Here is a 14,028-nt window from a genome sequence, read left to right on the forward strand (position 1 = left end):
GAGATCGTCGTGAGACCACCGGAGATCTGCTTCCAGTCAGCCATGTTCGTGTCCCCTCCTTGGCGCGAACGTTGCAAGGAGGAATCTGGTGCTCGACAGGTCCACCCAAACGACCAGATATGCGGATTGACTGCTGAGATCATCCAGAAATCGCTGTTTGTTTGCTTTGGCGCCTAGTGTCTCCAGGATGCGGCTCGCCCCCACCGCGAGCAGGAGGCCAAAAACGCCGTAACCCACAAGGCCCAGAACGGCGGGTGAGGTAAAGGCGTCGTCGAAGGTCAGACGGGTGGCGACCGTGGCGGGTACGGGCTCACCGGAGTCGCATCGGCAGATCGTGCAGCGGATGTTCTCCCGCGCGTCACGGGCCGCGTCCTCGCCGGCCGGCAGCCTGCCGGCGGTAGGTGGAGGTGCGGCCGCCGCGGAAACGGCACCGGCAGGGAGCCGGTGCGCGACATACTCCCGGTCTCTTCCGCCTACTCCGGCCCGAGGCCGCCGATCATGCGTCTGACCAGGTATTTTCCATTCTGTGAGCTCAGCGCGCACGCGTCGGCCCCGTGCATGGGCCCGATGCCGGCCCGCGGAGTACGGTGAAACCACGCGGCCACCCCACATCGGCAGCCACGCCGACATCGCCACGGGCGATCAGCGGACGTACGCACCGCAGACGAGAGAGCAGATCATGGCCGACTCCGAAACTCCGGACCTCTCCAAGCTTCTGCCGGAAGCGATCCATCAGTCGGTGAAACCCGGGACCGCACTGCTGAGGCTTAAGACGACCCGGTCCCGCGAGGGCATTCTCGACGGGGCGTGGTGGCCGCGTTCCCGCAATATCGGGGCCGAGCTGCCCAGTCTGATCAGCGCGTTGACCGAGCACCTCGGCCCCGTCCTGCGCGTGGGCCTTGATACGAACGCGTGGGAGGAACTGCCGACGCGGCTGATCATCGATGACCGGGTCGTGCACATCGACTCGTTCCCGGTGGGTGACGACACGGTGCTCATCACCCGCGGCGATCAGGACTACTTCTCCCTGTTGGTGGTCCCGCCACAGGCGACGCCTGAAGCAGCCGCCGCCGCAATGGCCAGGGCGGTCCAAGCCGACAACGTCGCCGAGGCCGAACAGATCCTCGTCGACACGGGCACCACCCCAGCGAGCACGAGCCCCGCGGACGACCGCGAGGGCGGCCGGGGACACAGCGATTCGACCCGGCAGGCCGGACCGGCGGCGGAGTGACCGATGCACGGATTCCGCATCTGTGGGCACGAGCGCGGCGCCGTGCGTGAGGCGAAACCCGCCCCGCCCACGGCGGACGAACGGCCGTGACCGGCGAAGAGCAAGTCCGGCTTGGGGGCCCCGATTGCGGCGGAACCAGGTCCGTCCGGCCCGGCCCCCGGCACTGGCCGGACGGAGTCGGGCGGGTGACCGCGAGGCCCTGGCGCCAAGTCACTTCGTGGCCACGTCGGGCTGTACCTGGCGGCAGCTGCCGGCCCCGGACCGCTCGTGCGCGGCATCCCGCCTATCGGCTGCCGCCGACGTCGAAGGTGCCGGCCAGGTAGGCGTTGCGGATTCTGATGAGGTGAGGCATGTACCGGCTCAGGAGGATTCTGTCGACGATGCGTCCGACGGGCCCCAGCGGTGAAGCGAAGTCGATGACGTCTCGCATGATGGTGCCACCGTCGCCGTCCGGCTCGAAGTGGTGGGCGTGACGCCATCGTTTGAAGGGCCCGGACTCCTGCTCGTCCACGAAACGTCGGGGCCGATCGTAGGAGGTGATGCGGGCCTTGAGCCGCCAGGTGAGGCCGAAATGGCGAGCCTGGAAGGTCACCGTGTCACCGAGCGACAGTTCGCCCCGGGTCCTGCCATCAACGGCGCGCTCTGACGAATCGGCCATCGAGCGGGTATGCGCCTCCACGTCCAGGCACACCGCGAAGACCTGGTCCGGCGGTGCGGCGACGGCTGTCACGACCTCGAAATGCTGCACAAGCTCATCATCGTCCAGGCGGGCCGCATGACCCGCTCCGGGGTCGGCTACAGCTACATCCACACCGCCGTCGACGACCACTCCCGCCTCGCCTCCAGCGAGTCCACGCAGATGGGAAGGAAGAAAGCCGAATGGGGCGACGTGCCTGCCCGTCGTCGGATCGTTTGCCCCACTCCACCGACGGATGGAGAGGATCACAGCCCTTGGGTGCATGCCGCCCACCCCATGTGTCCGGGAGGGCCGTCACCCCCAACATCGCCACACGCGGGTACCCGCACCCCAATCCAAGTCGGCGGCCGATGGGTGACCGAGCGGACCAACTCCTTCGGCAGGCTCCGCTGCTGCACCGAACAACGCGCGTCCTGTGTGGAGCTTTTCATCAGTTGGCCACAGTGGTCATCGCGTCCCGAAGTCTGAGCCGTCGACCTCGGCACACCTGCCACTGTGACGCCCACCCACGCCCCCGTTGGCCTACTGGCGGACGCTCTTGCCACTAAAATCAGCCAATCCTCTGCCTTGGAACCCTTGTCCGGATCATGCGCATCTGTCGTATTAGATCTGCCTCTATGGCTATCTCACACCTGAAGTACAACGAAGGGTTCCGGTCACCCATCTGTCGAACGCTTGATCGCTTACGGGTGGGGTTTGTACGTTACGGCGCGTTCAAGGAAGCGTTCCGGCGGCAGTGCTGGAACGTTCATCCAGGGAGGGGTTGCAGAATGAAGAAGACGGTTGTGGGCCTTGTTGTTGCTGGCGCGGCGCTGATGGGGGCTACGTCGGCGTCGGCTCTCGACGCGTGGTCGCCTTCGGGTAAGGCGTACTCCTACACGCGCTCGAACAATGACCAGGTCGGCCTGAAGCTGCACGAGAGGAACGTCAAGGCCCACGCTGACTATTACCGGACTACTGACCCGTCCGAGTACTACACTTTGTGGAACAAGTCGGGGATCAATCAGAGCACCGTTTACAGCGGTCATGGGGGCAGGGTCACGTCGCTCCGCACTTGCAACTGGGTGCCGGACAACGACGATGACTGCAGCAAGTTCAACCGCGGCTGACGCGGTATCGGGTGGCTTCAACACCCGATACAGGGGTTAAGGATCAAGGGGCAGGAGGGGCGGCGGATTCCGCCGCCCCTCCTGCCTTGCCGTGCTGGGTTATTGCCTGGCGAGGATTGCTCCAGGGGGCAGGGAATGGACGGCACAGCAACGGACGATCCGATGCTGGCGGTAACCGGTCTTCGGTACGAGGTCGCTGATCGCGTGCTGCTTGACGGTGTAGACCTACGGGTGTCTGCAGGGGAGTCGGCCGCAGTAGTGGGGTCAAGCGGGAGCGGCAAGAGCACGCTGCTCGGCTGCATTCTCGGGCTGATCCGGCCGTCGGCGGGGTCGGTGCAGGTAGCCGGCTCAGACATCGTCAAGATGCGGCAACGGACGTTGGAACGGCATCGCAGTAGGCACATGGGAGTGGTGTTCCAGTTCGGGGAGCTGCTACCCGAACTGACCCCGGTGGAGAACGTCGCGTTGGCGGCCCTACTGAGCGGGAAGGGGGCCCATCAGGCGTACCAGCGCGCCGAGGAACTGCTGAGTGAACTCGCTGTGCCGTACCAGGGAGTGCCCACCAGCCAGCTCTCCGGCGGAGAGCGGCAGCGCACCGCGGTCGCGCGAGCTCTGATCAATGAACCTACGGTACTGCTGGCCGACGAGCCGACTGGGGCACTTGATGCCGCCACCCGCGACAGCGTGGCAAACGTGCTGTTCGCGGTACCCAAACGCCGTGGCTGTGCCCTGGTCGTGGTCACACATGATGCCGAGGTGGCCGACCAGGCAGACCATTGCTGGGAGCTCAAGGACGCCGCACTCGTACAGCGTGGTCTGGAAGTCCTGTCATGAGGCAGCCCTCGCTGTCCTGGCAGCTTCTGCGCATGGGGTGGGCCTCGCAACTGCGGGCCGGTGGCGGTCATGTCCGAGCGGTTGCCCTGCTGCTGGCCACCGCAGTACTGGCACTTGGCCTGACGTCGATGATCGCGGTCCACGCCACGTACGAAGGTATCGAGCTCCGCTCGGCGAGCCGGGCCTTGCAGTTCAAGGACGCCTTCCCCGACAGGCCTCCAGTGGCTCTGGGCAAGAACGACTTTGACGAGATGCAGGGCCGGCAATTCAGCCTGATCTATCTTCGCCCGCTGACCAAGAACATGCCGCTCCCTCCAGGCGTTGATCGGTGGCCGGCTCCGGGCGAAGCGTTGCTGTCTCCGGGGCTCGTGCAGGCTCTGGGCTCCGAGGGAGCAGTGGACCGGTACGGCAAGCTGGTCGGAACGATTCGCGACGAGGGGCTGGCCAGCCCGGGTGAACGGTACGGCTACGTCAACCCCACCGATCAGCAGCTGGACAGGAAGGCAGCACTCTCCATCGTCGGATTCGGCGAAGAGAAAGGAATGAAGACCGGCGATCCGCTCTTTATCTCCGACGAAGGAAAGTTCCTGACAGCCCTGTACCTGATCTTGCTGCCAGCCGGGGCTCTTGCTGTCATCGCTACACGCATGGGATCGACAGGACGCGACAAGCGCACGGCGCTGGTGAGTGCTCTGGGCGGTGGCCGGCGGCATCGGGTACTGCTCAATGTCGGGGAATCGGCAACGCCGATACTCATCGGCGCGGTACTGGGGACGCTCCCGGGCCTGTGCGTGATGGCCGCAGGGAACCTCCGGCTTCCCTGGATCAACTACTTTGTTTCGTCAGTCGATCTGCAACGCTGGTGGTGGGCATTTCCCATGGCGGGATGTGTCGCTGCTGTTGCCCTGCTCCTGCTTGTGTGCGCATTGCACCGCACAGGACGGCGTCGGAGGACACGCTCCACGCGGCTTGCTGCCCACAAGGGACAGATAGTGCGTTGGGCTGCTCTTGCCTGTCCACTGGTGGTGATTGCCACCGTCTGGGGGCCAGCTCAGCTGGACCCTGCTCAGTATTCCGATCTCAGAATGAAGCTGTACAACGGCGGTGTGGTAGCGGCTCTGGCGACCTTGCCGTGCGCGGTCGCAGTCGGCGCCGCGGCTCTCGGCACTCGGCTGGCCCATTCATCGCGGCGCACCGGAAGCGCAGGCGCTCTTATTGCCGGTCGGCACTCCGCCGCGCACCCAGGAGTAGTTGCTCGTCTGGTCGCCGGGGTTGGCATTGTGCTGGTAGTGGTGAGTCAAGTGCAGCTGAAAAACTCGCAGTTCGGTGAGAGTGCGAGGGCTGCACAAGCCGCTGTGAACCGGGTCGGAAGCAGCATGCTACTCATGCACGTTGATACCCAGAGTTTGGCACGACAGCAGTTGAATCCTGTTCTCCAGCGCCTCCCGCAGGGAACGGAAATGATTGCTCTGTATCCGCCTGCGGAGTCAGCCTCTGGTGCCACCGTTCGGCTTCAGGGGTCTTGTCAGGCCCTGCGGGCTGTGAAACTCAGCTGCTCGCGGGAGCCCATTACCGCCGCTGTGAACAGTGCCGACCTACGGATCACCGAAGCCATCCGCTGGACCAGCCCTGATAGCGATCGACTCGCGGTACGGCAGGGGGCTGTGCTGCCGGCCAGTATGGGCAGCGCCCCTCGGACCGTCGTGTTGGCTTCTTCTGACGGCAAGAAACTTCCTGAAGCGCAGATCAACCAGCTCTTGAGGGACGCCCTGCCTCTGGCCGCGGTCACCGTTGAATCGCCAGGTGGTTCATGGCTGGTGGGCGCCAATAATTCAGTTGCCCATGGCCGCTGGGTCATCTTCTTCGGTTTGCCCGGTGTACTGATCGTCGCCCTTGCCATTGTCCTCGCCAACCTCGCCGAATTCCTTCGGTTCAGCCGCATGGTCGCGCCCCTGAGCGTGCTCACGGGTGAACGGAAGATCTACTACTCCACGGCCATGTGGGCGTTGCTCGTCCCGCTGCTCGCGACGATCGCCACGAGCGTGATCGTGGCGTCCTGGCTGGCCGTACCTCAGGTAAGCGCAGCCAACGGTGTGGAGCTTTCCAACGGGATGCTCACGGCGACAGCAGGAGCCCTTGCGGTGCTTGCCGTACTGACTTGGTGGTGGGGTTCCCGTGCAGCGCAGCATCAGTCGTCGCTGTGGCGTCCGCTTGGCGAGTAACCGGCAGCAGGTACAAGGGCAGCCGGACAAGCGGGGAGAGGCCATAACCACGGACAGTCAACTGTCTATGCCCGATCAGCCACGTCCTCGAAGCCGTGCGGTCGCTATACGGCACGGCCGCATATCCATTTTCGCCGGTCCGGCTGTTCTCTCGCTCGCTCTCGGGCTGTGGGGCATCACGCGCGAGCACAGCATGTGGCGTGATGAGGCCGCAACTTGGCAGTCAGCGCATCGATCGCTGGCCGAGATAGGGCACATGGTTGGGCAGGTCGACGTCGTCCATGGCCTTTACTACGCGGTGATGCACGGGGTGTTCGCCCTCTTCGGCGACAGTCTGGTCACCTTACGATTGCCTTCGGTGCTCGCCGCTGCCACCGCGTGCGGACTGACCGCGCTGGTCGGAGCCCGGCTCTCAAAGTGCTGGGTCGGGGTGGGGGCAGGGCTCGCCCTGGCGACCATCCCGGCGGTCCAGGAGTACGCCCAAGAGGGACGGCCGTACGCCCTTGTTCTCGCCTTCGTGGTTCTCGCGACCAGGCTTCTCGTAGGCGCCCTTGAACGGCCGGACAGTCGGCGGTGGGCCGGGTACGCGGCGACCGTTCTGATCGCCGCATGGCTCAACTGGTTTTCGCTGCTCGCGCTTGCCGCGCACGGCGTCACCATCGTGTACATCCGCCCTGACCGCGCTCGATATGCCGGGTGGGCGCTCGCCGCCTCAGTGGCTGTTGTTGGCGCCCTGCCGGTGATCTTGACCAGCCAAGCCCAAGTCTCACAGGTCTCCTGGATCAAGCCGCTCGGCCTGTCGACCGTGCTCGGTGTGCTGATCACCGTAACGATCGCGGCCCTCTCCACCCGCCTGCCGCACGCGCGCGTGTCACAGAGCATGCAAGAGGAAGCGCCGCATGCACGCCTGAACCTCGCAGCCGTCGCGTTCCCGCTCTGTGCGGTGCCGCAGGTCGGCCTGGCTTTGATCTCCCTCGTTAAACCTCTCTACATCACCCGCTATGTACTGTTCGCGTACGTAGGTCTCGCGCTCCTCATCGGCGTCCTACTGGCAACGATCGCCGCGCGCTTCAGAACACACGCCTGTGTGCTGCTCCCCGCTGCCGTTGTCTTGGCTCTTCTGGCTTTTCTCCCGATCGAGCTCCGCCTCCGTACCGAACAGAGCCGCGTCGACGACGTACTCACCGCGGCAGCAACGGTCGGCCGCCTCCGCGGCGGCGCCGACGGCGTGCTCTACATTCCCGCCGCGCGCCGCGACACCGCCCTCGTCTCACCCCACGACTTCACGGGCCTGCGTGATCTGGCCCTGGCCCAGGCACCGGTGGAGTCAGGCACGTTGAAGGGCATAGAGGCTGGACCGCACGACATAGAGCGGGCCATGCTGCGCGCACGGCGCATAGTGCTCGTCACCGACCCTGGGCCGCGTCAAGCCGACTCGGCCCGCGACCTGACCAAGCAGCGTGTCCTGGATGAACACTTCGTGCCTCGCTCGGACAGCATCGAGCGAGGCCGTCGGGTGACGGTCTACGAACGGCGTGAGCAGGAACGATCCGCCTTCAGGGCTAGCCATTTCGACAGTGACCCGACGGCCTCCGTTCAGGGGCGATGAGTCGGACATCGGCTGCTGCTGACGTTCAGTTGAGCGCCCTCGGGCGGCAGTAGGCCTGAGAACGCGATCGTCTGCCGACGACGATCCTGCCGCACAAAAAACGAGCCCCAGGCCACTGACCTGGGGCTCACGCTTTGGAGCGGGTGACGGGAATCGAACCCGCGCTCTGAGCTTGGGAAGCTCATGTTCTACCATTAAACTACACCCGCGTAATCCCGTCTCGGATCGAGAGCGGAACATCGTCGCACACTCTACCCCATCGCCGCCCCGCGGTGCATTTGGCATGCCCGGATGCCGTGAGAGGGGTGTTCGGTGGGGGTGCTGGGCGGGGTGTGAGCCCGTGGTGTCGGGGGTGGGATGTGGGTGCGGGGTGCGGGAGTTGGGGCGTACGGTTGGGCGTCGGAGTGCCGCGTGTGAGGGCGCCCAGTTCATCCCCTAATGTGGCTTTTGTTGTCCACGCAGTTGGGAGAGGGACTTGATGGAGCGCACCGTCGTACGTTGTGCCGAGGGCCACGTGTTCAGCACCGCTTCGTTCCCGATGCAGACCACCGACCGGCTCGGTCCCGGACGGCTGTTGCGCTGCCCGCGCTGTGCTCGGCTGCGGCACTCGGTGCCCGTCGAGCACGCGAAGCGGTAGTGAGTAGCGATCAAGGAAGAGCGATAGCGATCAAGGAAAGTGTCGTGGCGGCCAAGAAGGTCGCGGCACTTCGTTGAGAGCGGCGGTCCGCCTCGTGCGAGAGGCAGTGGCCGGCAGCAGACGAGGAGTGGGCGAGGCCCGGCTTCCCTGGTGGGGGGCCGGGCCCTCGTCGTGTGGGCGCGTATCCTCGTCTGCGTGCTTCTCTCAGACAAGGACATCCGGGCCGAGATCGATGCTGGTCGGGTGCGTATCGACCCCTACGAAGAGTCGATGGTGCAGCCGTCCAGCATCGACGTGCGCCTCGACCGCTACTTCCGGGTGTTCGAGAACCACCGCTACCCGCACATCGACCCCGCCGTCGAGCAGCAGGACCTGACCCGTGAGGTCGTGCCCGAGGGCGATGAGGCGTTCATCCTGCATCCGGGCGAGTTCGTGCTCGCCTCGACGTACGAGGTCATCACGCTGCCCGATGACCTCGCGTCCCGGCTTGAGGGCAAGAGCTCGCTGGGGCGGCTGGGGCTGCTGACGCATTCGACCGCCGGTTTCATCGACCCGGGGTTCAGCGGCCATGTGACGCTGGAGCTGAGCAATGTCGCCACGCTGCCGATCAAGCTGTGGCCGGGCATGAAGATCGGGCAGCTGTGCATGTTCCGGCTGACCTCGCCGACCGAGCACCCGTACGGCAGTGAGAAGTACGGCTCCCGCTACCAGGGGCAGCGCGGTCCGACCCCGTCCCGGTCGTTCAAGAACTTCCACCGCACGCAGGTATGACACAGCCGCGGCGGTGTGGGCGGCGCGCTCTACAGGGCGGGCGCGTGGCAGAGGGTGTGGACACAGAAGGTCTGAGAGAGATACGTGAGTGACGTGCGGGAGAACCTGACGTACGAGCGGTTCGGCGGGGCGATCCGTGAGCTGGCGCAGACGATCGCGGATGACGGGTACGAGCCCGATGTCGTGCTGTCGATCGCCCGTGGCGGGGTGTTCGTCGCCGGGGGGCTGGCGTACGCGCTGGACTGCAAGAACATCCACCTGGTGAATGTGGAGTTCTACACCGGGGTGGGGACCACCCTGGAGATGCCGGTCATGCTGGCGCCGGTGCCGAACGCGATCGACTTCTCGGAGAAGAAGGTGCTGATCGCGGACGATGTCGCGGATACCGGTAAGACGCTGAAGCTCGTGCACGACTTCTGCCAGGGGACGGTGGCTGAGGTCCGCAGCGCGGTGATCTACGAGAAGTCGCAGTCTCTGGTGAAGTGCGAGTACGTGTGGAAGCGCACGGACGAGTGGATCAACTTCCCGTGGAGCGTCGAGCCCCCGGTGGTACGGCGCGCGGGGCAGGTTCTCGACGCCTGAGGCGGCGTAGGCCGGCCGGCCTCCGCCCTCCGTAAGGGAGTTGGCGGTCGGCCGGCTTTTTGTTGTGCCGCTTTCGGGTCCTCGCGTTCCGGGTGTTTCGCGCCTGCTTCGTGGGTGGTGGCGTGACGTGTTTCGTCCCGGGGGTCAGAGCAGCCAGGCCAGGTAGGCGGAGAGGGCTGTTCCGGCGACGGAGGTGAGCGCCAGGCGCTTGGCGAACCAGGCGAGGCGGGTGCCACGTAGCGCTGTGAAGAGATCCTGCCCCCGCGTGCCCTTGCGCGGAAGGACGCCGCTCGCTGTGACGGGCAGTGCTGCCGAGCCGAGCAGCAGGCCCAGGAAGGCGAAGGCGAGGTGGCTCCAGGCCGAGCCCATGCCGGTGACGACGTAGCCGCCGCTGCCCTTGCGGACCTGGATCGTGTCGCCGGGACGGGCCTCCCGGGTGTTCACTCGGGCCCGCGGGTCGCTCGGCGCGCCCGCACCGTCCTCGGCCCCGGCCGGGTGGAAGGCGCCGTAGCAGTGGCGCATGCCTCCGCGGCCGGCACCGCCGCTGTGGCACTCGTTGACGGTCAGCTTGCCGCCGGTGCCCAGGAGTCCGCCGGCGACGGCGGCCTGGTTCAGGGATACGCCGAAGATGCCGAGGGCCAGCAGCAGGCCGATGATGCCGGCGGCGCGGCCTCCCGCGGTGGGCTGCGGGGCACTCATTGTTGGCATGGACAGACCTTATGGCAGTGCTCGGGGCACGGCTGCCGCTGGTGTGGTGCGGGGGGGGCAGGCGCTCGGCGCCTGAGGTGGCCCCGGCCGACTGATCGCCGTTCTCCGTAAGGAAGTTGGCAGTCGGGCGGCTTTTTGTGGTGTCGCTTTCGGCCAATCGCGTTCCGGGTGTTCCGCCGTTGCTTACCTCCGAGTAGAACCCGCGGTAACAGGAGACCGGAGGGGAGGCCCCATGGCGCGTGTGAGACGTGGGCGGTGGGCGTTACGTGGGCGAAGTGCGGGATTCGGGTCGCGGGCGGGGGGTGGGCGGCGGCTGAGGGCTGTCGTGGTGACCTCGACGGTGGCCCTGAGCATGGTGTGCACCGTGGCGGTGGGTGGGGCGAGCGCTGCCCCCGGGGCCGCGGGCGGCCCGGCCGCCGCCGATGCCACGGCATCCAAACCGCTGTCGGCCGAGCTGGAGAAGATCCGGGCGCGAGAGGCGGACCGGCTCTACGGGGATCCGGCCGAGCGGCCCCTCGGGGAGCGCAAGACCTCGTTGATCTCGCTGGGGGACAGTGAGATCTCGGGAGAGGGCGTCGGGACGTACGAGCCGGGGACGGACGGGCCGGACAACTGGTGCCACCGGTCGCCGGACGCGGCGATCCACCGCACCGGGATCGGCGCGGAGGTCACGTACAACGCCGCCTGCTCGGGTGCGGGCAGCGGCAACATCGTGCTCGGCGGCAGCAAGCAGTACGCCGATGAGCTGGTGCAGAGCGACAGTCTCGCCATCGCGGCCCGTAACACCCGGCTGAAGATGGTGCTCTTGGTGGCCGGCGCCAATGACGATCTCCAATTCGGGCCGGTGATGACGGACTGCGTCACCCGCTGGTTCCTGTTCCAGGGGACCTGCGAGCCCAAGTACCAGCCGGGCTGGCAGGCGCGGGTCGACGGGCTGGTGCCGAAGGTCGAGCGGACGGTCGGCGATCTTCGGGCCGTGATGCGGGACGCGGGGTACGCCGACGGCGACTACCGGCTCGTGGTGATGTCGTATCCGAGTCCGATCGGGCCGGATGTGGAGGACAACCCGCGGTACCCGGGGAAGCTGCCGGGCGGCTGCACGGGCTACACCTCCGATGCGGGCTGGGGACGCAACGCCGCCGTGCCGGCGTTCGAGAAGGGGGTGCGGAAGGCCGCGCGGGACAGCGGCGCGACCTATCTGGACGCCTCGCGGCTGTTCCACGGGCACGAGGTGTGCATGGAGGACACCTGGGCCCGCGGGCTGTATGTGAACCTCACCAACCCCTTCCCGCCGAACTCGAATTCGGTGCGGCAGTCCTTCCACCCGAACGCCCGCGGCCACGGCGCGTTCGCGTCCTGTCTGACCCAGCTGTACGCGTCCGGGCTGCGCGAGGCGGCCTGTGCCGATCCGGCGAGCACCGGGCAGCCGAAGCTGTACCCGGGGGCCTGGGACGACGCGTACCGGCCGCTGAAGAACGCCGGGACGGGGAGCTGTGTGGACGCGACCGGGGGCGCCAGCCGTAATGGCACGGTGGTCGGCGGCTGGGACTGCCACGGTCAGCGCAACCAGGGCTGGTGGTACGACCCGGAGCAGCGGTCGCTGCATGTGGAGCTGACCCAGGACCGGTGTCTGGACGTGCCGGGCGGGCGGTATGCGGCCGGGGCCGGGCTGGTGCTGTGGAACTGCTCCGGAGCCGGCAACCAGCGGTTCGTACGGGCCGACGGCGGCACCATCCGGCCGGCCGCCGCGCCGTCGCTGTGCCTGACGCTGGCCGGGCCGAAGGAGCCGCTGCGGTTGCAGGGCTGCGACGGGTCGGCCGGGCAGCGGTTCGCCTGAGGGCCGGGCGGTGCGGCGAGCGCCGGAAGCCCGAGCGGTCGCCGGACGGCCGGGGGTGAACCCTCCGTACGGCAAGGGGCCCGCTCCGGAGCCGAGTGCTCCGGGGCGGGCCCCTTGCCGTGGCCGGTGTGGCCCTACAGCGTGCCGAGCTTCACCAGGGCGAGCAGCGCGACCAACTGGATCGCGGCGGCGCCGAGCGCCTTGGGCCACGGAAGATCGTGCGACTTGCTGACCATGGAGGTGAGCAGATAGCCGGTGGCGAGCCAGGTCAGCCAGCCCAGGACCTGGACCAGGGTGCTGTCGCCGCCGAGGAACATCGCGAAGAGCAGCCGGGGCGCGTCCGAGATCGTCATGATCAGCATGGCCAGGCCGATGGTGGGCTGCCAGGCGCCGTCACCGCCCAGCTGGCGGGCCATGGTGTGGGTGACCGTGCCCAGGATCAGGCTGCCGATGATGAACATCACAGCGGTGATCAGCAGCCAGAGGATGCTGTTGGAGAGAGTGGAGTTGAGCACGTCCTCGCGGGCCTTGTCGAAGCCGAAGACCGCGAGCAGGCCGTAGATGAAGGTGACGATCAGCGCCGGGGCCCAGACCTGGTGGTCCCGCATCTGCCAGAACGTGGCGTCGGGGCGCAGCACGATGCCGGGCAGCAGCTGCTTCCAGTGCAGCCGGGGGCCGGCCGGGGGCGCGCTGGTCTGGCCGGCGCGGTAGGTGTCGCCCGCCCCGTACTCGTCGGAGCCGCCGCCGTACTGGCCGGCGGGTGCACCGTAGGCGTCCGGGGCGTCGCCGACGCTGAACTGCTGGGTGTGACCAGGGTTGTTGTCGTTCGAATACGGTGCGTAGGACTGCTGGTGTTGGTAGCCACCGTCGCCGAAGTACTCGGGCTCGCCGTGCTGCCCGTGCGGCTGCGGCTGCCCCTGCGGCCCGCCGCCGAACTGCTGCGGTGCCTGCTGCCATTGCCCAGGCGGCGAGGGGGGCTGCTGCCCGTACGGCCCTTGCTGCCCGTACGGAGCCTGCTGCCCCTGCTGCCCCTGCTGTCCGTTCTGCGCGGGGCGGGCATCCCGTCCGCGACCCATCCTGAATCCAGCCACGTACTCGAAAGTACCTGGTCCGCGTGGATCGGGTGGCGGAGCCGGGGGATCGGGCCCCGCTTTGCTGCTGACCTGTGACATCCCCTAGGGGGTTCCCCGAGGGGGTATGGAGCCGGGGGCCGGTGTCCAGCGGAGGGTCAGATCCGGCAGGTTCTCCATGTTGGCGCTGCCGTCGTTGGCGGCCACGACCCGGAAACCGTGGTGGGCGTAGAACGCCCTTGCCGCGGTGTTGAGTTGAAAGACATGCAGGTACAGGCCGTCGGGGCGGTACCGTCGCGCCTCGGCGAGGAGCAGCGAGCCGATGCCGGCGCGCCGGACATCGGGACGGAGGTAGAGCTGTTCGAGCAGCTCGCCCTGGAGCGCCGCATAGCCGAGGAGCTCCGCGCCACGGACGGCGACGAGGGTGTGACTCTGCGGCAGCACGATCTCCCGGATCCAGCGGGTGACCTCCTCGTGGGTACGGCGCTGGGGCGGCAGGTAGGGCATGGTGGCCTGCCGTGATGCCTGGTGGACGGCGGCGATCGCGGGGGCGTCGGTGGGGAGGGCGAGCCGGACCCTGACGGGCGGGGCGGGCGGCGTCTCGCGTGGGCCGGGGCGTGCGAACGCGCTCGGATCGTCGGCCGTGGCCCTGCCCGTGTCTGTGTTCATGGCGTCATGCTCGGATGCGTCCCGCGCCGGGACAAGTGTATTAGCCACCGGC

12 protein-coding genes, 1 tRNA gene and 2 pseudogenes are annotated in these 14,028 nt (G+C 67.3%); 10 read left to right on the plus strand and 5 right to left on the minus strand.

The features are described from left to right. Window positions 1-679 precede the first annotated feature (679 nt). Window positions 680-1,231: a DUF5994 family protein gene (locus TU31_RS08675; RefSeq protein ID WP_042151405.1), complete on the plus strand. Its 552-nt coding sequence runs from the start codon at window positions 680-682 to the stop codon at window positions 1,229-1,231. A gap of 145 nt (window positions 1,232-1,376) precedes the next feature. Continuing rightward, a pseudogene (locus TU31_RS40565) lies at window positions 1,377-1,484 on the plus strand (IS5/IS1182 family transposase); the annotation flags it as partial. A gap of 30 nt (window positions 1,485-1,514) precedes the next feature. Here the strand turns inward: TU31_RS40565 and TU31_RS08680 are convergent. Then, entirely contained in the window at window positions 1,515-1,979 is a 465-nt protein-coding gene (locus TU31_RS08680; protein WP_042151938.1) for an SRPBCC family protein, read from the minus strand. 267 nt (window positions 1,980-2,246) lie between these two features. Between TU31_RS08680 and TU31_RS39620 the strand changes: the two are divergent. The 5 genes and pseudogenes from TU31_RS39620 to TU31_RS08700 form a co-directional block, all read left to right on the plus strand. Beyond that, window positions 2,247-2,476 (plus strand): annotated as a pseudogene (locus TU31_RS39620) (hypothetical protein); the annotation flags it as partial. A 222-nt stretch (window positions 2,477-2,698) separates the two neighbouring features. After that, the gene (locus TU31_RS08685; RefSeq protein ID WP_042151408.1) at window positions 2,699-3,037 is read left to right on the plus strand and encodes a hypothetical protein; all 339 of its coding nucleotides are present in this window, start codon (window positions 2,699-2,701) and stop codon (window positions 3,035-3,037) included. A 135-nt stretch (window positions 3,038-3,172) separates the two neighbouring features. Then, window positions 3,173-3,871 carry an ABC transporter ATP-binding protein gene (locus TU31_RS08690; protein WP_042151410.1) on the plus strand — a complete coding sequence of 233 codons (699 nt, stop codon included), beginning with the start codon at window positions 3,173-3,175 and terminating at the stop codon, window positions 3,869-3,871. Further along, the gene (locus TU31_RS38485; RefSeq protein ID WP_158894312.1) at window positions 3,868-6,093 is read left to right on the plus strand and encodes a hypothetical protein; all 2,226 of its coding nucleotides are present in this window, start codon (window positions 3,868-3,870) and stop codon (window positions 6,091-6,093) included. Before TU31_RS08690 ends, TU31_RS38485 begins: the two co-directional genes overlap by 4 nt. A gap of 67 nt (window positions 6,094-6,160) precedes the next feature. Next, window positions 6,161-7,702: a glycosyltransferase family 39 protein gene (locus tag TU31_RS08700; RefSeq protein WP_052718857.1), complete on the plus strand. Its 1,542-nt coding sequence runs from the start codon at window positions 6,161-6,163 to the stop codon at window positions 7,700-7,702. 135 nt (window positions 7,703-7,837) lie between these two features. On the opposite strand, the gene TU31_RS08705 is transcribed toward TU31_RS08700, so the two are convergent. Next, window positions 7,838-7,911: transfer RNA gene (locus tag TU31_RS08705), tRNA-Gly, on the minus strand. Between the two features lie 623 nt (window positions 7,912-8,534). Here TU31_RS08705 and dcd point away from each other — a divergent pair. Together dcd and TU31_RS08715 are read left to right on the plus strand one after the other, a co-directional pair. Next, complete coding sequence (gene dcd, locus TU31_RS08710; RefSeq protein WP_042151944.1) at window positions 8,535-9,110, plus strand: dCTP deaminase; 576 nt, start codon at window positions 8,535-8,537, stop codon at window positions 9,108-9,110. Between the two features lie 84 nt (window positions 9,111-9,194). After that, complete coding sequence (locus tag TU31_RS08715; protein ID WP_042151413.1) at window positions 9,195-9,692, plus strand: phosphoribosyltransferase; 498 nt, start codon at window positions 9,195-9,197, stop codon at window positions 9,690-9,692. Window positions 9,693-9,836: 144 nt separating this feature from the next. Here the strand turns inward: TU31_RS08715 and TU31_RS08720 are convergent, their stop codons facing one another. Continuing rightward, window positions 9,837-10,400, minus strand: coding sequence for a hypothetical protein (locus tag TU31_RS08720; protein WP_158894314.1), 564 nt, complete (start codon window positions 10,398-10,400; stop codon window positions 9,837-9,839). Window positions 10,401-10,752: 352 nt separating this feature from the next. Between TU31_RS08720 and TU31_RS08725 the strand changes: the two genes are divergently transcribed. After that, a complete protein-coding gene (locus tag TU31_RS08725) occupies window positions 10,753-12,237 on the plus strand; it encodes a ricin-type beta-trefoil lectin domain protein (protein WP_042151947.1) in 1,485 nt (494 codons plus the stop codon). A 134-nt stretch (window positions 12,238-12,371) separates the two neighbouring features. On the opposite strand, the gene TU31_RS08730 is transcribed toward TU31_RS08725, so the two are convergent. Then, window positions 12,372-13,313 (minus strand): Yip1 family protein, encoded by a 942-nt coding sequence (locus TU31_RS08730; protein ID WP_042151417.1) that lies wholly within the window; start codon window positions 13,311-13,313, stop codon window positions 12,372-12,374. A gap of 99 nt (window positions 13,314-13,412) precedes the next feature. Then, window positions 13,413-13,976 (minus strand): GNAT family N-acetyltransferase, encoded by a 564-nt coding sequence (locus TU31_RS08735; protein ID WP_078885625.1) that lies wholly within the window; start codon window positions 13,974-13,976, stop codon window positions 13,413-13,415. Between the last annotated feature and the right edge of the window lie 52 nt (window positions 13,977-14,028).

It is taken from the genome of Streptomyces lydicamycinicus (assembly GCF_000829715.2).
Classification (GTDB): domain Bacteria; phylum Actinomycetota; class Actinomycetes; order Streptomycetales; family Streptomycetaceae; genus Streptomyces; species Streptomyces lydicamycinicus.